15 protein-coding genes are annotated in these 20,624 nt (G+C 58.8%); 13 read left to right on the top strand and 2 right to left on the bottom strand.

Annotated elements, in window-relative coordinates:
* Window positions 1-23 precede the first annotated feature (23 nt).
* From HW452_RS15235 to HW452_RS15250, 4 genes are all read left to right on the top strand, one after another.
* Entirely contained in the window at window positions 24-1,709 is a 1,686-nt protein-coding gene (locus tag HW452_RS15235) for a VRR-NUC domain-containing protein (protein ID WP_224106951.1), read from the top strand.
* Entirely contained in the window at window positions 1,706-4,021 is a 2,316-nt protein-coding gene (locus tag HW452_RS15240; RefSeq protein WP_224106952.1) for an ATP-dependent DNA helicase, read from the top strand. Before HW452_RS15235 ends, HW452_RS15240 begins: the two co-directional genes overlap by 4 nt.
* 30 nt (window positions 4,022-4,051) lie before the next feature.
* A complete protein-coding gene (locus HW452_RS15245; protein WP_224106953.1) occupies window positions 4,052-4,828 on the top strand; it encodes a sulfite exporter TauE/SafE family protein in 777 nt (258 codons plus the stop codon).
* Between the two features lie 142 nt (window positions 4,829-4,970).
* The gene (locus HW452_RS15250; RefSeq protein WP_224106954.1) at window positions 4,971-6,128 is read left to right on the top strand and encodes a glycosyltransferase; all 1,158 of its coding nucleotides are present in this window, start codon (window positions 4,971-4,973) and stop codon (window positions 6,126-6,128) included.
* 34 nt (window positions 6,129-6,162) lie between these two features.
* Here HW452_RS15250 and HW452_RS15255 read toward each other — a convergent pair whose 3' ends face one another.
* Window positions 6,163-7,491, bottom strand: a complete 1,329-nt coding sequence (locus HW452_RS15255) for an ATP-binding protein (RefSeq protein WP_224106955.1) — start codon at window positions 7,489-7,491, stop codon at window positions 6,163-6,165.
* Window positions 7,479-8,177, bottom strand: a complete 699-nt coding sequence (locus tag HW452_RS15260) for a response regulator transcription factor (protein WP_224106956.1) — start codon at window positions 8,175-8,177, stop codon at window positions 7,479-7,481. The genes HW452_RS15255 and HW452_RS15260 overlap by 13 nt, the downstream gene beginning before the upstream one ends.
* 210 nt (window positions 8,178-8,387) lie before the next feature.
* On the opposite strand from HW452_RS15260, the gene HW452_RS15265 reads away from it, so the two are divergent.
* From HW452_RS15265 to arnF, 9 genes are all read left to right on the top strand, one after another.
* A complete protein-coding gene (locus tag HW452_RS15265; protein ID WP_224106957.1) occupies window positions 8,388-9,503 on the top strand; it encodes an efflux RND transporter periplasmic adaptor subunit in 1,116 nt (371 codons plus the stop codon).
* Complete coding sequence (locus tag HW452_RS15270; RefSeq protein WP_224106958.1) at window positions 9,503-12,613, top strand: efflux RND transporter permease subunit; 3,111 nt, start codon at window positions 9,503-9,505, stop codon at window positions 12,611-12,613. Before HW452_RS15265 ends, HW452_RS15270 begins: the two co-directional genes overlap by 1 nt.
* Window positions 12,614-13,035: 422 nt before the next feature.
* On the top strand, window positions 13,036-14,217 hold the full coding sequence (locus HW452_RS15275) for an aminotransferase class I/II-fold pyridoxal phosphate-dependent enzyme (protein WP_224106959.1): 1,182 nt from the start codon (window positions 13,036-13,038) through the stop codon (window positions 14,215-14,217).
* Window positions 14,207-15,217, top strand: a complete 1,011-nt coding sequence (locus HW452_RS15280) for a glycosyltransferase (RefSeq protein ID WP_224106960.1) — start codon at window positions 14,207-14,209, stop codon at window positions 15,215-15,217. Before HW452_RS15275 ends, HW452_RS15280 begins: the two co-directional genes overlap by 11 nt.
* A 13-nt stretch (window positions 15,218-15,230) precedes the next feature.
* Window positions 15,231-17,219, top strand: coding sequence for a bifunctional UDP-4-amino-4-deoxy-L-arabinose formyltransferase/UDP-glucuronic acid oxidase ArnA (gene arnA, locus HW452_RS15285; RefSeq protein ID WP_224106961.1), 1,989 nt, complete (start codon window positions 15,231-15,233; stop codon window positions 17,217-17,219).
* Entirely contained in the window at window positions 17,212-18,123 is a 912-nt protein-coding gene (gene arnD, locus HW452_RS15290; RefSeq protein WP_224106962.1) for a 4-deoxy-4-formamido-L-arabinose-phosphoundecaprenol deformylase, read from the top strand. The genes arnA and arnD overlap by 8 nt, the downstream gene beginning before the upstream one ends.
* A 2-nt stretch (window positions 18,124-18,125) precedes the next feature.
* The gene (locus HW452_RS15295) at window positions 18,126-19,778 is read left to right on the top strand and encodes a phospholipid carrier-dependent glycosyltransferase (protein WP_224106963.1); all 1,653 of its coding nucleotides are present in this window, start codon (window positions 18,126-18,128) and stop codon (window positions 19,776-19,778) included.
* Window positions 19,775-20,128 (top strand): EamA family transporter, encoded by a 354-nt coding sequence (locus tag HW452_RS15300; RefSeq protein ID WP_224106964.1) that lies wholly within the window; start codon window positions 19,775-19,777, stop codon window positions 20,126-20,128. Before HW452_RS15295 ends, HW452_RS15300 begins: the two co-directional genes overlap by 4 nt.
* Window positions 20,125-20,559: a 4-amino-4-deoxy-L-arabinose-phosphoundecaprenol flippase subunit ArnF gene (gene arnF / locus HW452_RS15305; protein WP_224106965.1), complete on the top strand. Its 435-nt coding sequence runs from the start codon at window positions 20,125-20,127 to the stop codon at window positions 20,557-20,559. The genes HW452_RS15300 and arnF overlap by 4 nt, the downstream gene beginning before the upstream one ends.
* Window positions 20,560-20,624: the final 65 nt, after the last annotated feature.

The following is a 20,624-nucleotide window of genomic DNA, read 5'->3' on the forward strand; positions in this document are numbered from 1 at the left end:
TAGCGCCCTGATACAATGGATGGATGAACAGTGCTCCTGTTGTTACCGCCTCCCTGGATGATCCCTTCTACTACCTGACGAACTTTCGTTTCGTGCTGGCCTGGGTAGGCGCGCGCCATGCCGATCTGTTGAATCCACCCGAACGCGCCTTTCTGCGTCATTTTGATACGCTGCCGCAGCCTTCCCAGGCGCTGCTTGTGCGCATGGTCATGCGCAAGGGCGAGCTTTTCCGGCTCGGCAAGCTGCGCTATGACGAAATAGGTGATACCGCCGAGGCACTTGCCCCGCTGACGCTGCTTGGCTGGGTAGACGACGTCCCGGCACTCAGCGCAGAAGAGCTTTTCAGCCAGCTGCGTCTCGAAGAGCTGCGCGCCGCACTAAGAACGCCCATGCGCGCGGCGGGGCTTTCAGCCTCGACCGGCAAGGCGGTACTAAAAGCCACGTTGGGCCCCCAGCTCACCGACACTCAGCCGCTGACCCAGTGGTGGCCAGAGGCGCCGGACAGGGTCGTGCGCCTTGAGGTGATGGACATCTGCGACCGGCTTAGGCTGATGTTCTTTGGCAATCTGCGCCAGGACTGGGCGGAGTTCGTGCTCACCGAGCTGGGCCTGCAGCAATTTGAAAACGTTGCCTTCACCGATGCCTCACGGGCTTTTCACACGCGTGAGGAGGTGGATGCCTACCTGGCGCTGCATCACCTGCGCCAGCGGCTGGAGAAGGGTGAGTCCGTTGAACGGTTGAGTCTTGAGCTTCCGCCCAAACCCGATAACGCCTGGCTGGCGACGCGGCGCGCTCGGCTACTGTTGCAACTTGGACGTGAAGCGGAGCGTAGCGGGCAGCCAGAGCAGGCCGTTTTACTTTATGCACAGGCAGGCAGTAGCGAAGCCCGTGTGCGCCAGCTGCGGGTCATGGAGCGTTTGGGCCAATACGCAGCCGCGTTCGAGCTGGCAATGGAGGCACAAAACCTGACGCCCAATGAAACCGAGGCTCAGGCGCTTTCCCGGTTGATCCCCCGCCTGCGCAAAAAGCTGAACATGGCACCAGAACCCGCCCAGCGCGAACCCGCCCACACGCGCTGGGATGTGAGGCTTCCCGGCCCCCAACCCGTCGAGCGCGGCGTGGCGCTGCACGTTGGCACGCCCGACGCCCCGGTGTACTACAGCGAAAATACCCTGATGACCGGGCTTTTCGGGCTGCTCTGCTGGCCGGCGATCTTTGCCCCCCTGCCCGGCGCGTTCTTTCATCCGTTTCACAGCGGCCCGGCGGATCTTTACCGAGATGACTTCGTTTCCCGCCGGCGCGCGCTGTTCGACGAGTGCCTGGCGCCGCTGGAAAGCGGGCACTACCGGCAGGTGATTCATGCTACCTGGCAGGCCAAGCACGGCCTGGCATCTCCCTTCGTGCACTGGCCGCTGCTGGATGAAACGCTGCTGGCGCTGGCGCTCGAATGCATTCCCGCGGCGCATCTGCGCGCCTGCTTTGAACGGTTGTTGAAGGATTTGAAAGCCAACCGCGCGGGCCTGCCGGATCTGATCCAGTTCTTCCCCGACGCCTCGCCGGGCGAGCCGCGCTATCGACTGATCGAGGTCAAAGGCCCCGGCGACCGGCTTCAGGACAACCAGCGCCGCTGGCTGAGCTTTTTCCACCAGCACGCTATCCCGGTGGCGGTGTGCTACGTACGCTGGCAAGAAGCGTCTGAGACGCCATGAGCGAGCAGGCAAGCTACCGGGTAGCGGTACGCGCGCTGTGTGACTTCACCGCCCGGGAAGGCGACCTGGACCACCGTTTTACGCCGTCGCCCAGCGCCCAGGAAGGTATCGCCGGCCACGCCCTGGTCGCCAGCCGCCGGGGAGCGGAGTACGTGGCCGAGATGCCGCTGTCCGGCACGTATAAAAGCCTCACCGTATCCGGGCGTGCCGATGGCTATGACCCTGCGGAACATCGCCTCGAAGAGGTCAAGACCTACCGCGGCCAGCTCGAGCGCATGGCCGACAACCAGCGCGCCCTGCACTGGGCGCAGGTCAAGATCTACGGCGCGCTGCTGTGCCGGGAGCGCGGGCTTGGCGAGGTTACGTTGACGCTGGTGTATCTGGACATCACCAGCGAAAAGGAAACCCTGCTCAGCCAGAAGGCGAGCGCCGCCGAACTCGAGGCGTTCTTCACCACCCAGTGCGAGCGCTTCATTGCCTGGGCCGAGCAGGAGGCCGCGCACCGAGCGGCGCGGGATGCATCGCTTGGCGCGCTTGCCTTTCCCCACCCGGCGTTTCGCCCCGGCCAGCGCGAGCTTGCCGAGGACGTCTACCGCGCCGCCAGCACCGGGCGCTGCCTGCTGGCCCAGGCGCCCACCGGCATCGGCAAGACGCTGGGCACGCTGTTCCCCATGCTCACCGCCATGCCTCGAAAGCGCCTTGACCGTATTGCCTTTCTGACCATGAAGACCCCGGGGCGGCGCCTGGCGCTGGATGCCCTGGCGCAGCTGCGTCCGGATAAACCGGATGCCGCAAGGGCAGAGCAGAAGGCGCCCCGAGTGCTCGAACTGGTCGCTCGCGACAAGGCCTGTGAATACCCGGGGACCGCCTGCCATGGCGATGCCTGCCCGCTGGCGGCGGGCTTCTACGACCGCCTGCCCGCTGCGCGCCAGGCCGCCGTGGCACGCAGCTGGTGGGATCGCGAGGCGCTGCGTGACATCGCGCTTGCCCACAACGTTTGTCCCTACTACCTGGGCCAGGAGCTGGCGCGCTGGGCGGATGTGGTGGTGGGGGATGTGAACCACTGGTTCGATCGCCACGCGCTGCTTCACGGTCTGGCCCAGGCCAACGAGTGGCGCGTGGGGCTATTGGTGGATGAAGCGCATAACCTGGTCGAGCGGGCGCGCGGCATGTACAGCGCCGAGCTTGACCAGCAGCGCTTCAACCGCGTAAAGCGCAGCGCCCCGAAAGCGCTGAGTCGTCCACTGGCAAGCCTTGGCCGCCAGTGGCAGGCGGTCGTGAAAGAGGTTGTTGAAAATGCGACGGAGGCGTCAGAGGGGGCAGGCTATCACCTGCTGGAATCGTTGCCCGATAAACTGGCGGGCGCCCTGCAGAACGCCGCGGCGTCGATCACCAATCATCTGGGTGAACATCCGGAAGATATCTCCTTCGAACTTCAGGAGCTGCTGTTCGAGGCGCTGGCGTTCTGCCGATTGGCGGATAATGTTGGTGATCACTCGCTGTGTGATGTGACCTTGAAGGGACGAGGAAAGGCGCTGATCGGCCTGCGTAACTTGATCCCGACGGATTTTCTGGCCCCGCGCTTCAAGGCCGCCCAGAGCGTCGTGCTGTTTTCCGCCACACTCACGCCCGCGCACTATTACCGCGATCTGCTGGGGCTGCCGGCCAATACGGTATGGCGCGAGGTAACTTCGCCCTTCGCGGCCCGTCAGCTCGAGGTGCGTATCCGTCGGGACATCTCGACCCGCTTTCGCGATCGGCAAGCCTCGCTTGCGCCCATAGTCGCCGAGATGTCCCATCAGTACCAGCAGGCGCCGGGCCACTATCTGGCCTTTTTCAGCAGCTTCACCTACCTCGACGCCGCCCTCGAGCGGTTTTGCGCACAGCACCCTGATATCCCGGCGCTTGCCCAGACGCCGGGCATGCGCGAAGCCGAGCGGGAAGCGTTCCTGCAGCGCTTCACCCCAGGTGGGCGGGGCATCGGGTTTGCGGTGCTTGGCGGTGCCTTTGCCGAAGGCGTCGACCTGCCTGGCGACCGGTTGATCGGCGCCTTTATCGCCACCCTCGGCCTGCCGCCGTTCAATACCTTCAACGAAGCGCTCAAGGCGCGCCTTTCGGCAAGGTTTGGCCAGGGTGATGACTACACTTACCGAATTCCCGGCATGATCAAGGTGATACAGGCCGCCGGGCGAGTGATCCGTAGCCCCACTGATGAAGGGGTTGTGGTATTAATGGATGATCGCTTTGCCCAGCCCGGCGTGCAGGCGCTGTTACCCAGCTGGTGGGCCATGGGCGGGCGATACCTTTCTTGATAATCAGCTTGATGACCGGGGCGTGGGTGAATGGCGGATCTGTTGTGGTATCAGTATGCGTTGATTGGGTTGATCTTTGCCTGGAGCGGTTTTGTCAGAACCAGCCTGGGGTTTGGCGGCGCGGTGCTGGCGCTGCCCTTCTTGTTGCTGGTCGTCAACGATCCACTGCTTTTTCTGCCCATCATCGCCGTGCATCTACTGATCTTCTCCAGCTTGATTGCCTGGCAGGGCAATCGGCAGATCAAGCGGGAGAACGGCGCTTCTGCCGAGAGCAATATCGATTGGGGCTATTTGGGCAAAGCCCTGAAAATCATGATCATCCCCAAGCTGATTGGTGTGGTGGGCTTGTTGACGCTGCCCGCCAACATCATGACCAGCATCATTTTCGCTATCGTGCTGGTCTACGCCGTCGGCTACCTGCTCAATAAACCGTTTAAAAGCAACAACAGATATGTGGATTATGCGCTGCTCGGCCTGGGCGGCTACGTCAGCGGAACTTCCCTGATTGGCGCGCCGCTGATCGTGGCCGTGTTTGCCTCGCACGTCGCCAAGGAGCAGCTGCGCGATACCATGTTCGTGCTGTGGTTCATTCTGGTGGTGATCAAGATGATCTCGTTTTTGTTTGCCGGGGTGGATCTTCAGCTCATCCATCAGCTGTGGCTGTTGCCCTGCGCGTTTGCCGGACACCTGCTGGGCGAGCGGGCGCACCGCTATATCGTCAAGGCCGATACCGGTGTGTTCTTCCGAGTGCTTGGGGGCGTGCTGATTTTCGTCAGCATCATCGGGCTGATCTTTACCCCTTCCTGAACAGCGCTTTTTCATGGCAGCGGGCATTTTATCGGGTGGCAGCTATGCTTAGCGTCATGCAGCGACTCGAATCATTCAGGCCACGGAAGCGGCCACGGTAGCCGGGCAGGCCCGGCACCGCTCGAGACAGGGAGTGTACGCCATGAAGAAACCCATCAGCTTTTTTGTCCACCATCAGGGGCGCGGCCATGCGCGGCGTACCATGGCGATCATCCGCCAGTTCTCGCCAGACCGTCCGGTCAGCGTGATGACCGCAGACACCTCGCTGTTCGACGGCTTCGAGCGCGACATCGAGTTGATTGCGCTGCCGGACATGATCGGCGCGGACGTGCCTACCCAGGCGCTGTTCGATCAGCCCACGCCGTCGGTCATGCACTGCGTGCCCATGGGCGTAGTCGAGATGCGCCAGACCATGCGCCGCATTCTGGACCACCTGGATGACCGCGACGCCGGGCTGTTCGTGATCGACGTTTCCGCCGAGCTTGCCCTGCTCTCGCGTATTGCCAGCGTCCCGGCGGTCAAGATTCGCATGCATGGCGACCGCAACGACCCCGGGCACCTGGGCGCCTATGAAGCGTGCGTGGGTATGCTGGCGCCTTTCGACGAGCGCCTTGAGCAGGAAGACTACCCCGCGCATCTACGCCAGAAGACGTTCTACACCGGCGGGCTGTGCACCACCGCTGCCGACATGCCCGAGCAGGCCGAGGCACGCCGTCGCCTGGGGCTCGACCCGGATCGCGAGATCGTGCTGGTGCTGACCGGCGGCGGTGGCGCGGGTACCCCCTACGCGCCGCTGACCGTGGCCGCCCGTGCCGCCCCCGATACGCTGTTCGTGACCATCGGCCCGCTGCATCTGGAAGGCCACGAGACCGACTTTGCCAACCTGATCAACGCCGGCTGGGTGGATAACGTGGTGGATTATCTCGCCGCCAGCGATATCGTGCTGGCGTCTGCCGGTGACAACACCGTCCACGAGATCGCCATGCTCAAGCGCCCTTATATCGTGGCCCCGGAGTGGCGCTACTTCGGCGAGCAGACCCGCAAGGCCGAAAGGCTTGAAGAGCTGGGCGCGGCGGTCAACATGGCCGCCTGGCCCGGCGACTTTGCCGGCTGGCAGGCCGTGCTGGAAGACGCGCGAAAGCTGGATGTCAGCACGCTGAGCGAGCTTTACAGTGCAGATGCAGCCCAGCGCGCGGCCAGGTGGCTTGAAGAGTGCGTCGATGCGCTCTGGGCGGGAGCGCCCGCGTCGTCCAAGGAAGAGGATACACCGGTGGCCGCTTCCCGAGCCTACCTGGCGTAGCGCTTAACCATGCAGCGACTAAAATGCTGATCATTCACCCTGGTTGGGGTAGCCTGATATGAAAGCCTGCACCCCCCAGTGTTGCGTCTTCAAGGGTCAGGCTGCCATCCTGGGCCGTAATGGCTTCGCGACTGATGGCGAGCCCCAGCCCGAAGCCGCCCGTTGCCCGGTCGCGACTTCTGTCGAGCCGATAGAAGGGCGTAAAGATATTGGTTTTTTCTTCATCAGGAATGCCGATACCATCGTCTTCCACGCTGATATGCAGCATGCCACGGGTGTAAGTGGCGGTCACCAGAATCTGCTGCTGGCAGTAGCGCATGGCGTTACTTACTAGGTTCTGTAGCGCTCTGGCGGTCAATCGAGGCTCCAGGGTGACTAGCGAGGTGGCCTCCACACGGATATCGAGCCTGATATTGCGCTCTTCAAGCACTTCGGCAAAGGCGCCAAGGACACTGTCCAGATACTCTTCTAGGGGTAGCGTGGTCTTTTCCAGCACCTGGCGTGGCGACTGCAGGCGTGTATAAGAGAGAAGCTCCAGCACTAGCGCATTGAGTTCACTGACATGCGACTTCATCTCTTCGATACGCTTTTCTGCGCTGGCGGTCATGGGAGTTTCCGAGATGAGCGCCAGGCCAAATTCGAGCCGGGACAAAGGGGTGCGCAGCTCATGGGATACGGCATTGATCAAATCCCGCTGCCTTGCCAGCAGCCCTTCAAGCTCATCGGCCATGCCATCGAATACAAAGGCCAATTCTCCCAGATTCGAATGAACGGGTATCTGGGTGCGGGCATCGAGGTGCCCTTGGCCCAGCCGGTGGGCGGTTGCCTTTAGACGCTCAAGATCCTGCCAGTGAGGGCGCCACCAGAGAAACACCCCGCCCATCAAGACGGCACCGATCAGCAGGTTCGTGAGCCAGTAGATCAGGTCGATGTCCAGCGGCAGCGCATCAGCGGAGATTTCGAGCAGTTGGCCGTCGCCAATGTAAAGACGCACTTTTTCGGGCAACCCATCGCTATCCAGGTAGGCAATCGGTTTGCCCTGCATGAGCCGGTGGCGCTCCCGTTCATCGGTATCTACCTGATCGATGGGCAGCATATGAAGCTGCTCTGCTGAAAACTTGGCCGCAAGCTCGGGCATCTGTTCGCTGCGCTCGTCTGGCGTCAGGCCCGCGAGTCGATCTTCGAGCAGATAAAGGATTCCCTGGTACTGCTCGATGCCATAGCTTTCGAGCCGATGCTTGAATAAATGAATGACCAGATAGGGCGCGGCATAGGAGGCAGCGGCGTAGCTGATCAGCAAGATGAGAAACAGGCGAATCAGTATTCTAGGCATGGGGGGCGTCAGCACGATCAGGCTTCCCATTCGGTGCGGCTCATCAGATAGCCACGCCCCCAGACGGTCTTGATCCGGCGGGGGTCATTACCCACATCCTCAAAGCGGCGCCTGAGCTTGGAAATAGCGACGTCGACCGTGCGGTCAACGCCGTTGAATTCGATGCCGCGTACCTGCTGAAGCAACTGATCGCGGCTTTGCACTTCACCGGCGTGCCTGGCCAGTGCCACCAGTACGTTGAACTCGGCGCTGGACATGTCGATTTCACGCCCCTGCCAGTGGACCAGGCGTTCACTCATGTCGATGTGCAGTTGCCCGATGACAATACGATCCTCCGGCGTGGTATCCGGCATGACACTGCGGCGTAGCAAGGTGCGGATGCGCGCCAGCAGCAGACGCGGCTCACAGGGCTTGGGGATATAGTCATCGGCGCCCATCTCCAGCCCCAGCACCTGGTCATAGGTGTCGTCACGCGCGGTCAGCATCAGGATCGGCAGACCCGGATAGTCGTGGCGCAACTGCTGGCAGACCTTGAGCCCATCCATGCCTGGCAGCATGATATCCAGAATGACCAGCACTGGCTTCAAACGGCGAACATGCGCACAGGCCGTATCCCCGCGCGCGGTGGTATGCACCTTGTAGCCATGCTGGCCCAGGTAGGCCGCGATCAGTTCTGCAAGCGGCGTATCGTCTTCTACAAGCAGCAGATCGCTCATCGATGGACTCCTGTTCAGAAAGGCCAAGCATACCCCAGGCGCACGGCGAAACGTCCAGTTGCCAACACTTTTTAACAACTGCAGTGATGTCTTTTACATCCCCAAATGGGCGCATCGGTAGTATGCCGATGACATTCACAGGGGAAACCTATGCCTGCACTGTCTCGTAAGATACCTGCCTTATCTATTTTTCTTGTAGCCAGTGCCTGCGTGCTGCTTTCTGCGTGCAGTGAACCCGCTGCTCAAGACGAAGCTGACCCCATTCCCAGCGTGACGGTTGAAGTGCTCAAGGCAGCTCCTTTGCTGGTCACCACTGACCTGAGCGGTCGCTTGACCGCATCGCGTGTGGCAGAGGTTCGCGCGCGCGTCTCCGGTATCGTGCTGGAGCGTACCTATCAGGAAGGAAGCTTCATTGAAAAAGGCGATACACTTTTTAAGATTGACCCGGAGCCACTGCAGGTGGCGGTGGATAGCGCTCGCGCTGCACTGAACAAGGCGGAAGCCAACCGGGTGGAAGCCTCTCAAAAGGAGCAGCGCTTGCAGAGGTTGCTCGGCAATAACTCCGTCAGTCGTCAGGATTATGACAGTGCCAGGGCGCTCTCTCAGCAGGCAGCGGCGGATGTGGCCTCCGCCGAAGCCGAGCTGGCGCGCGCACGGCTTGATCTGGGGTATGCCACGGTCACGGCCCCCATCAGTGGTCGGATAGGCCGGGCGCAGGTGAGTGAAGGAGCGCTGGTCGGTCATAACGAGGCCACGCTACTGGCGACCATACAGCAGCTCGACCCTATCTATGCAGATATCTCGCAGGCAGCCGATCAGTACACGGCAATGCGCGATGCCAATGATACCGATAGTGCGGCTGACGATACCGAAGTGGCCTTGATGCAATCTGATGATACGCACCTGACAGGACGGCTGCTGTTCGCGGAACCATTCGTCGATCAGGGCACCGGGCAGATCATGCTGCGTAGCGAGTTTCCCAATCCGGGACTGGATCTGTTGCCGGGTGCCTTCGTGCAGGTCCGTGTACCTGTCAGGCATCTTGAAAAGGGAATTACGGTCGCTCAACGGGCAGTGCAGTTGGATGGGGCTGGCAAGCCGATGGCCATGGTGGTCAATGACGCAGGTCAGGTGGTCAGGCGCCTGCTCACGTTAGGGGGCGTCCATGACGGACGCTGGATCGTGCTTGAAGGGCTCGAGGCGGGTGAGCGTGTCATCGTGTCAGGGCTGCAGCAGATTGCGCCTGGCATGGATGTCACGGTCGAGCCGCCTTCCGATGCCACGCCGTCTTACGATGCCGCTTCCCTTGCTGGGGAGACGCTTTAATGTCGCGTTTTTTTATCGAGCGCCCCGTGTTTGCCTGGGTAATTGCGCTGTTCATTATCCTTGCAGGGCTTCTCGCCCTGCCGCGTTTGCCGGTGGCCCAGTACCCAGCGGTTGCCCCGCCACAGATTGAGCTTTCATTGACTTATCCAGGCGCCTCTGCTGAAGCCATTGATGCAGGCGTGGTCAGCCTTATCGAAGAAGAGCTCAATGGCGTTAACCACATGCTGTACTTTTCTTCCGAAAGCAGCCAAGGCATGGCGACGGTGTCGGTGACCTTCGAGCCAGGTACAAACTCGGAGCTTGCTCGGGTCGATATACAAAATCGTATCAAAGGTGTGGAATCACGCCTGCCCGAAGCGGTGCGTCAGCAGGGCATTCAGGTGGAGGAGCTTTCGGCAGGCTTTTTGATGATGGTCACCCTCAGCTCGCCGGATGAATCCATGGATGAAACCGCCCTGAGCGATTATATGGTGCGTAATGTAGTCAACGAGCTCAGGCGTGTGCCGGGAGTAGGCAAGGCCCAGGTCTTCGGTGCCGAGCGCGCGATGCGTATCTGGCTCGATCTAAAGCAGTTGGCGGCTTATAACCTGACCCCCGCCGATGTCAATCAGGCGATTGCTGAACAGAATATTCAAATACCGGCAGGCAGCCTCGGGGATCTGCCCTCGGGCAGTGAGCAGGAGATCACCGCGCCGGTCGTGCTCGACGGCCAGCTTGACTCGCCTGAAGCGTTTGCTGCCATTATCCTGAAAGATGCGGGAAACGGGGCAAGTGTGACCGTGGGGGATGTCGCTCGCGTCGAAATCGGCAGTCAGAGCTATCAATTCGGCACGCGGCTGAATGGTAAACCAGCCGTCGCGGGGGGGATTCAACTGGCACCGGGTGCCAATGCCATGAGCACGGCAACGCAGATACGCGAACGTATGGCCGAGCTTGCCAAGCAGTTTCCTGACGGTATCGAGTACCAGATTCCGTATGATACGTCGCCGTTCGTCAAGGCCTCCATTACGCAGGTAGTCCATACGCTGCTAGAGGCGATGGTACTGGTATTTGCTGTCATGTTTCTGTTCTTGCAGAACATACGCTATACGCTAATTCCCGCGCTGGTAGTGCCGGTGGCACTGCTGGGCACCATGGGGTGCATGCTGGTCTTTGGTTATTCGGTCAATGTGCTGACCATGTTCGCCATGGTACTGGCCATCGGTATTCTGGTGGATGACGCCATTGTGGTGGTGGAAAACGTGGAACGGCTGATGGCAGAGCAGGGGCTTTCACCCAGGCAGGCAACCCGTCAGGCGATGAGCGAAATTTCAGGCGCCATTATCGGCATCACCCTGGTGCTGTGTGCCGTGTTCATTCCCATGGCGTTCATGTCGGGCTCGGTCGGCGTGATCTATCGTCAGTTCTCGATGGCCATGGCGGTTTCCATCTTGTTCTCGGCGTTTCTGGCGTTGACGCTTACGCCGGCGCTGTGTGCCTCCTTGCTCAAGCCCCTGAAACCGGGCGAAGAACATCGACGCAAATATTTCTTTGACTGGTTCAACCGGCAATTCGAACGCGTGACGCGGGGCTACACTACTTGGGTTGGCCATGCCATTGGTCGCATTGGGCGGTATATGATCGTTTATGTCGTTCTGCTGCTGGTACTGGGCTTTCTGTTCCTGCGACTCCCGTCCGCCTTCCTGCCGGTAGAGGACCAGGGTTATATCATGACGGATATTCAGCTCCCGGCAGGGGCGTCTGAAAAGCGTACCACCGACGTGGCTCGCCAGATCGAGGCGTATGGTCTCGAAGACTCGGATATCGACAGTACGCTGATCCTGCTCGGGTTCAGCTTTTCAGGATCAGGGCAGAATGCCGCCCTTGGATTTACTACGCTCAATGACTGGCAAGCGCGCAGTCGCAATGGTAGCGCCGATGCCGTTGCCGAGCGTGCCAATGGTGTGTTTGCACGCATTCGGGAAGCCGCTGTCTTTACGCTGCTACCACCTTCCATCGATGGGTTGGGCACCTCCAGTGGCTTTGAATTCCAGCTGCAGGATCGCGGTGGCCACGGCCAGGCGGCCTTGGTGGCCGCGCAGAACCAACTGCTCGAGGCGGCGGCTTCAAGCCCGATGGTCACCAACGTTCGCGAAGCCGCCCTACCACAGACTCCCCAGGTGCGTATGGAAATCGATAGACGCAAGGCCAGCGCGTTGGGGCTTTCCTACCAGGATATCGGTACGACGCTTTCGACCGCGCTGGGGTCGTCCTATATCAATGACTTTCCCAATCATGGGCGTATGCAGCAGGTGATCGTACAGGCGGAAGGATCGCAGCGTGAGCAGGTTGAAAACCTGATGGCTTTCGAGGTGCGTAACCGTCAGGGCGATATGGTTCCTCTGTCTACCTTCACCACGGCCACGTGGGAAAATGGGCCGGGGCAAATGACGCGCTATAACGGCTATCCTTCGGTCAACATATCGGGCGAACCCGGGAGGGGCAAGAGTTCGGGGGAGGCGATGCAGGAGATCGAGCGCATGGTAGCCGCGTTGCCCGATGGCTTCGCGCTGGAATGGACCGGATCGTCGCTTCAGGAGCGTCTTTCCGGCAATCAGGCGCCAGTGCTTCTCATGCTTTCGCTGCTGGTCGTGTTTTTATGCCTGGCCGCGCTCTATGAAAGCTGGGCAATTCCCATGTCGGTCATTCTGGTCGTCCCTCTGGGTATTGTCGGGGCCGTGCTCATGGTGAGCCTGCGAGGTATGCCTAACGATGTCTTTTTCAAGGTGGGAATGGTCACCATCATCGGACTTTCTGCCAAGAACGCGATCCTGATCATCGAGTTCGCAAGGGCATTGCACGAACAGGGACTTTCACTTGGAGATGCATGTATCAAGGCAGCCCGTCAGCGATTTCGCCCCATTATCATGACCTCCCTGGCCTTTATTCTTGGCGTGCTTCCGCTGGCCATCTCTACCGGGGTAAGTTCTGCCAGTCAGCGGGCTATCGGTACGGGCGTGGTCGGCGGCATGCTGAGTGCCACGTTAGCCATCGTGTTTGTTCCGGTATTTTTCATGCTGGTAATGGGCAGCATTGCGCGCTGGCGTCAGTCCGGGGTTGACGCGAACTAGCGAGCCCTTGAACACACAGCCTCTTCATTGATGGCAAAGCCGCTACCTGCTGCCAGCAGGTAGCGGCTTTTTTATGCGGCTTGAAACTCTCATGCAGCTTGAAAATATGCCTCGCAAGACACGTCTTGATATTGCCTGCCTGTTCAAGCCATCGAGACACACGCTTGATAGTTAATACTTTTTAACAACTTGCTCCGACTCTTTTACACCTGTCTTTATGGCAACCGCTAGTATTGCCTGACCCATGATTATCGATAGCCGCTTCATCATATTGGCTGATTATTTTTATGCCGCCTGATAGCTGACGTTCGAAAAGCTCGACGGCCATGAAGATAAATTAAGAGCGCTAATGCCTGATCAGGGCTGCTTTCCATGCTGTATCAGTGCCTGTATCAGCCCATCACTTGAGTAGTGAGTACGCGATGACGCCCATGCAGAACTCCTTTTTACCCTTGTGTCGACCGGCGCTGAATGACGCTGATATTGACGCCGCCGTGGCAGTGCTTCGCTCTGGATGGATCACGACCGGTGCCAAGAATGCGCAGCTTGAGCAGGATATCTGTCGACTGACCGGGGCCTCTCATGCCATTGCTCTCAGCAGTGCCACGGCCGGTATGCATCTGGCACTGCTGGCTCTGGGCATTGGGCCCGGTGATGAAGTCATTACGCCGTCCCTGACCTGGGTCTCCACCATCAACATGATCGCCCTGACCGGGGCTACGCCGGTATTCGTGGAGGTCGATCCGGCGACGTTGATGACCACGGCCGAGCAGATCGAGGCGCTGATCACGCCCAGAACCCGACTGATCATTCCGGTGCATTTTGCGGGCGCCTCGCTGGATCTGGATCCCATTTATGCCCTGGCAGAGCGCCACGGCATTACCGTGATCGAAGACGCAGCGCATGCGCTGGGGGCGCAGTACAAGGGCCAGCCAGTAGGGTATCGGGGGCACTGCATCTTTTCCCTTCACGCCATCAAGAACGTTACAACGGCGGAGGGTGGGGTGTTCATCACTTCCGATCAGGCGTTGGCCGACAGGATTCGGCGTCTGAAATTCCACGGGCTTGCCGTGGATGCCTTTGATCGTGAAACCCACGGGCGCACCCCACAGGCAGAAGTGGTTGAGCCGGGATTCAAATATAACCTTCCCGACATCAGCGCTGTTCTGGCATTGGGCCAGCTGGAAAGGCTTGAGGAAATTACCGCTGCAAGACAGGCACTGGCTGATGACTACATCGAGAAATTAAGGGATATCCCCGGTATCACTCCGCTTCAAGACCCTGCCCATGATCACGAACATTGCCGGCATCTGATGGTGGTTCGTGTGGTTCCCGAAAAGGCGGGGCTTGACCGCAACCAGCTGATTGAGGCGCTCAAGGCAAGACAGATTGGCGCCGGCATTCATTTCCTGCCTGCGCATCTGCAGAAATATTACCACGATCATTACACCGCCCTTTATGCAAGGGACATGCCTTCATTGCCCCATACAACGCTGGCCGGGGGGCAGATCTGTTCGCTGCCGTTGTTTCCTGCCATGACGTCGGATGATGTGGATCGTGTGATTGGCGCGTTAAAAACGATAGTGACTCAACATGAAAAATAAGCAGCCCATCAACCGGGTCTCCATTGTCATCCCGGTATTCAACGAGGAGAGGACGCTCCCCGAGCTGGTTCGACGTACCACCATGGCCTGCCAGACACTCAAACAGCCCTATGAGCTGGTACTGGTCGATGACGGTAGTCAGGACCGCAGTGCGGCCATTATCGAGACGATGTCGGCCGAGGAAGACAGCCGCATTATCGGGGTCATCCTCAATCGCAACTACGGACAGCACAATGCCATCATCGCGGGCTTTGAGCAGACCCGTGGTGACGTTGTCATCACACTCGACGCTGATCTGCAAAATCCGCCCGAAGAGATCCCACGGCTGGTGGCCAAAATCGAGGAAGGCTTTGATTCAGTCGGAACGGTACGCAAAAAGCGTCGCGACACGCTGCTGCGTCGGCTGCCGTCAAGGCTGGTCAATCGGGCTGTCAAGATGGCTACCGGGGTCGAGATGACCGACTACGGCTGCATGCTGCGAGCATATCGGCGCCACGTGGTCGACGCCATGCTCAACTGCCATGAAAGAAGCACCTTCATTCCCATTCTGGCCAACAACTTTTCCCGGCATACCACCGAGATCGACGTTCATCACGACGAACGCGCCGACGGCCATTCGAAATACAGTCCCATGAAGCTGATCAGTCTGATGTTTGATCTGTTGACCAGCATGACGACCGCACCGCTTCGCATGCTCAGCCTGCTGGGCGGCGCCATGGCGGTGTTTGGCGTGATCTTCGGCCTTTTCTTGATGGCCCTGCGATTGATGCTGGGCGCCGAGTGGGCCGGCGATGGCCTCTTTACGCTCTTTGCCATTCTCTTCGTGCTGATCGGAGCCCAGTTTATTGGCCTGGGTCTGCTGGGCGAATACATCGGCCGAATTTACTCAGACGTGCGCGCCAGACCCCGCTTTTTCGTTCAGGACCTGCTGATCGGCAAGGCCGTGCATGGCCGATCGCATGACGCTGTAACAGAAACGACCCGCCAGACGGCACATTGAAGAAGACGACGATATGAAAGCCATCATTTTTGCGTATCACAATTTCGGCTGCGTGGGCCTCCAGAGTGTACTGGACAGCGGTATCGAAATCGCCGCCATTTTTACCCATGTGGACGATGCCAGCGAAAACGTCTTTTTTGGCTCGGTCGCCAAACTGGCCGCCCAGCACGGTATCCCTGTGCATGCGCCGGAAAACGTCAATCATCCGATCTGGATCGACAAGATCCGCATGATGCAGCCGGACATCATCTTCTCCTTTTATTATCGCCATCTGATCTGTCAGGAAATACTTGATATCGCCGAACGTGGAGGCTTCAACCTGCACGGCTCGCTGCTGCCGGCCTATCGTGGGCGCGCGCCGATCAACTGGGCGCTCGTCAATGGCGAAAAGGAAACCGGCCTGACGCTGCATCGCATGACCCGCCAGGCCGATGCTGGCGACATCTTTTATCAAAAACGCCTTGCCATCAGCGACGCCGATGACGCCGCGACGCTGCACCAGCGCATGGTCGTTCTGGCACGGGAGATGCTCAATGAAGCGCTGCCGGAACTGATCAATCACCGGCTGGTGCCGGTGGCGCAGGATGAAGCAAAAGCCAGCACCTTCCCGCGGCGTACGCCTGAAGATGGCGAGCTTGACTGGTCACGTGATGCTCGCAGCCTTTTCGACCTGGTGCGTGCGGTGACTGAACCCTATCCAGGGGCGTTTACCTTCATGGGTGAGCGCAAGATCACGATCTGGAAGGCAAGACCAAACCAGCAGCAGCATGACGTGAAGCCCGGTACCATCGTCTCCCTTTCTCCCCTGACGATTGCCTGCGGTCAGGGGGCACTGATCGTGGATGCCGCGCAGAGCGAGCAGGGGCTTTATTTGAGCGGTGAGCGGTTGGTCGCCGAACTTCATTTGGCTCTCGGCATGCGCTTTGGGCCGTCTGCCAGTAGTCTGCTGGTCAAGAAGAAACATACCCGGGTACTGATTCTGGGGGCCAATGGCTTCATCGGCACTCATCTGACGCGACGTTTGCTCAAGGAAGACACGTACTCCGTATACGCCATGGACGTCAGCGCCAGTCAGATTGCAGAGTTCCTTCCCCATCCCAATTTCCACTTCGTGGAAGGGGATATCACCATTCATAACGAATGGATCGAGTATCAGATCAAGAAGTGCGATGTGGTGCTGCCGCTGGTGGCCATCGCCACGCCGATTGAATACACGCGTAATCCGCTGCGGGTGTTTGAGCTCGATTTCGAAGAAAACCTTAAGATTGTGCGCAGCTGTGTGAAGTACAAAAAACGGGTCATCTTCCCCTCGACGTCCGAGGTGTACGGCATGTGCACCGATGAAGCCTTTGACGAGGATACTTCACCGCTGATCGTGGGCCCCATTAACCGCCAGCGCTGGATCTATTCGGTCTCCAAGCAACTGCTGGATCGGGTGATCTGGGCCTATGGCATCAAGGAGGGGCTGAAATTCACCCTGTTTCGTCCCTTCAACTGGATGGGGTCTCACCTGGATAGCCTGGGCTCTGCCCGAATCGGTTCCAGTCGCGCCATCACGCAGCTCATTCTCAACCTGGTGGAAGGAACGCCCATCAATCTTATCGATGGTGGCGAGCAAAAGCGCTGCTTTACCGATATATCCGATGCCATCGAGGCCCTCTTTCGCATCGTGGAAAACACCGACGGTGTCTGCGATGGGCAGATCATCAATATCGGGGCACCGGAGAACGAAGCCAGCATCAAGGAGTTGGCCGAAAGCCTGGTCGCTCGGTTTGAACGGCATCCGCTGCGCGATCAGTTTCCGCCCTTTGCCGGCTACAACCTCATGGAAAGCAGCGCCTATTATGGCGATGGCTATCAGGACGTTCAGCACCGTCAGCCCTGCATTCGCAATGCAAAGAGGATACTTGACTGGGAGCCGTCCACCCATTTCGAGACAACCATCGAACAAACACTGGATTTCTTTCTGAAAGAAGCATTGGAAGAACACGCTCATGGTTAAGCAGCCTATACCGGTAGGTCTGCGTATCGACGTGGACACCTACCGAGGTACCTTGAAAGGCGTTCCCCGGCTGCTGGACATGCTGGCGCGCCATGACATTACCGCCTCCTTTTTCTTTACGGTAGGCCCTGACAACATGGGGCGCCATCTGTGGCGGTTATTGCGTCCGGCCTTTCTCAAAAAGATGCTGCGTTCCAATGCCAGAAGCCTCTACGGCTACGACATTCTGTTCAAGGGAACGTTGCCTTGGCCGGGGCCGGATATCGGCCAGAAGCTTGGTCATCTGATTCAGCAGGCTCATTATCTGCAGCACGAAATTGGCCTGCATGCCTGGGATCATCACAAGTGGCAGACCCGGATCGACAGGATGTCAGCCGACGAGCTGCACCGAGAGATCGAGCGGGGCTATCGGCGTCTCGAGATGCTGTTGGGTGAACGCGTGAGTTGCAGTGCCGTGGCGGGCTGGCGCTGCAATCCGGCAACGCTTGCCCAAAAGGAAACGTTTGATTTTCGCTATAACAGTGATTGCCGGGGCGATGCCATCTTCATGCCGAAGGGCAAAAGGACGCCCCAGATTCCCGTTACCCTGCCGACCTATGACGAAGTAATCGGCCAGAACGGCATCACCGACGAGAATTACAACCAGTATATTCTTGACGCTATCAACCCCAATGGGCTGAACGTTTATACGATCCATGCCGAGGCAGAAGGCATTGCCTGTGCGTCCCTGTTCGAAAAATTCCTGTTGATGGCTGCCGAGCGTCATATCAAGTTCGTCCCGCTAGGGGCGCTGTTGCCGCAGGATAGCGAGCATCTTCCCACAGGCACGATAGAAGCGGTCGAGATACCCGGCCGTGAAGGTTGGGTTGCCCGCCACTCCTCTCTCTCTTCGAGGAGCCGGTAAACATGAACAAGTTGCAAAAGCCTGCCGGGTGGGCACTGATAATAAGCTACTTCGTGTTGACGTACCTGTTGACGCTCCATGTGCCGGCCCTGTGGTCTCCTGATGAGCTGCGCTACGCTGAGATATCTCGAGAGCTCCTGGCCACCCGTGACTGGGTCGTGCCGCATTTCAACGGGCTTTTCTACTTTGAAAAGCCGATCATGGGCTACTGGCTCAATGCCATCGCTCAGATGATATTTGGCCAGACCAATTTTGCGGTCAGGTTCATGTCATCGCTTTCCGTCCTGGGAAGCGCGCTCTGTATCATGTTCATGGTGAGGCGTGTATTTGGCCGGACGCAAGCGTACCTGTCGGTCGGTGTCTATCTCAGCTTTTTCATCGTGATTGCAGTCGGCACCTTCAGTGTCCTCGACAGTTTCCTGACCTTTTGGCTTACGCTCACTTTCGTGGCGTTTTACATGGCGTTGGAGGCCGTTTCCCAGCGCCAGCGGTGTCTTTTCTATCTGCTGGCCGGCATGGGTTGCGGTGGCGCCTTTTTGACCAAGGGCTTTCTGGCACTGGCATTGCCTTTTATGGTGGTCGTGGCTTACGCCATCCTGCAGCACCAGTTCAGGCAGTTGATGGTGTATGGTTGGCTAAGCGTGGCGAGTGCGCTCACCGTAACGCTCCCCTGGGCGATAGCCGTCCACCTGCGAGCGCCGGACTTCTGGCACTATTTCTTCTGGGTCGAGCATATTCATCGGTTCTTCTCGAACGAAGCCCAGCATGTCTCTCCGGTGTGGTTCTTCGTGCCGGTCATGCTGCTGGCATTGATGCCCTGGACGTTTCTGACGCTACCGGCCTTTCGTCATCTGCGCACCTCATTGGCGCTACCCGCAGTGCGCTATACGCTGCTATGGGCGGTGTTACCCTTCATCTTCTTTTCACTGTCACGGGGCAAGCTTGCCACCTATATCCTGCCGTGCATGGCGCCGTTGGCCATTTTGATAACCCATGGCTTGATCTGGGCCTTTGAGCATAAGAAAGAGACGTTAAGGCACCTTTGCCTCATGCATGCTGGCCTGATGATGGCCATTGCACTGGTCGCGCTTATCGCCTTTTTGCTGGGTTTTTTGCCCTTTGGGCCCGGCGAAGGCTACAAGCTGGGATTGTTGGTGGTGTCGATGCTTCTTTGGAGTGGCTGTATCGTTCTGGCCGGCCGGTGTACTCACATAGGGGCATTTTTCGTAGGGCATATGCTGGCGCCGGTTGCCTTATTTACGGTAATTGGCTTTGTTCTTCCGGATCGCGTGACCGATGCCAAACAGCCCCAGTGGCTCATCGAGAAAGTGGCTCCCCATGTAGACGACGATACGGTTCTGGTGGCGGATTATCCCACCATCATGTCGGCGTTTAACTGGTACCTGAGAAGAGACGATGTGTACTTGCTGGGGCAAAAGGGCGAGGTGTCCTACGGTCTGGGTTATGCCGATTCCCAACATCGATTTATTGAATACGAAGCGCTCGGCGCCTTTATCCTCGAAAAGCGCCAACACCACGCTATCGCGGTCGAGTTTCGTACATCGACGACGTTTGAAACGCCGCTTCCCCCACATGATCGAATCATCGAGCTGGGGCCTTACAAGGTACTGTTTTTCGATAGGAAAACCTCTTGAATACCGCCATTGTCTTCAGTATTTCGCTGCTCGCAAGCGCATGCAGCCATTACTGGCAAAAGCGGTCGGCGCTTCATTTCGCCCGTTACCCTGACCATTCGCTAGGGAGAAAGTTGGTCTGTCAGCCGTTGATGCTGGCGATCTTCTTTCTTCTGTTGAGTGCCATCGCCTGGCTTTACGTGCTGCGGGACTGGAGCGTGTCGGTGGCCTATCCGATGCTGAGTCTCAACCTGATCATCATGCTGTTGATATCACGCTTCAGCTTTGGCGAACCGGTATCATCTCACCACTGGGTTGGCTGCGTACTCATCGGGCTGGGGATTTTACTGGTGGCGGTGTCTGCAACATGAACAGACAAAGAGGAGCAGGCAGCATTGCACTCATATTGATGAGCGTGTGTCTGGTATCGGTGGCCCAGCTTGCCATGAAGTGGGGTATGAGCACGCTGGCACTGGAGGGCTTCCACCCGAGTGATACGGTTACCTGGGACGCGGTCTTGCGCCACGGCTGGCCCTCTCTTGTATCTGTGGTGGCCGGGCTTGGCTGCTATGCCCTGTCGATGCTGTGCTGGGGGATGGCGCTCAAAAAGGTGCCGCTGAGCATGGCTTACCCCTTCTTGAGCCTGAGCTATGTACTGGTCTATATCGGCTCTCTGTTTCTACCGGGTATTGCCGAGCACTTTTCCTGGCTGAAGCTCTGGGGAATTGCGTTGATCCTGGCCGGGGTGGCCGTTACCTTTCATGGCGGTCTTCGGTCTACCCGCCAGACAGCCGGCATGTAACAAGCGCACGTCATGACGATCATGAGCCAATGAGCAAGCAACGAAACGGGCTTGCCGAACCCAGG

This window comes from Vreelandella aquamarina, assembly GCF_020075495.1.
Classification (GTDB): Bacteria; Pseudomonadota; Gammaproteobacteria; order Pseudomonadales; family Halomonadaceae; genus Vreelandella; species Vreelandella aquamarina_A.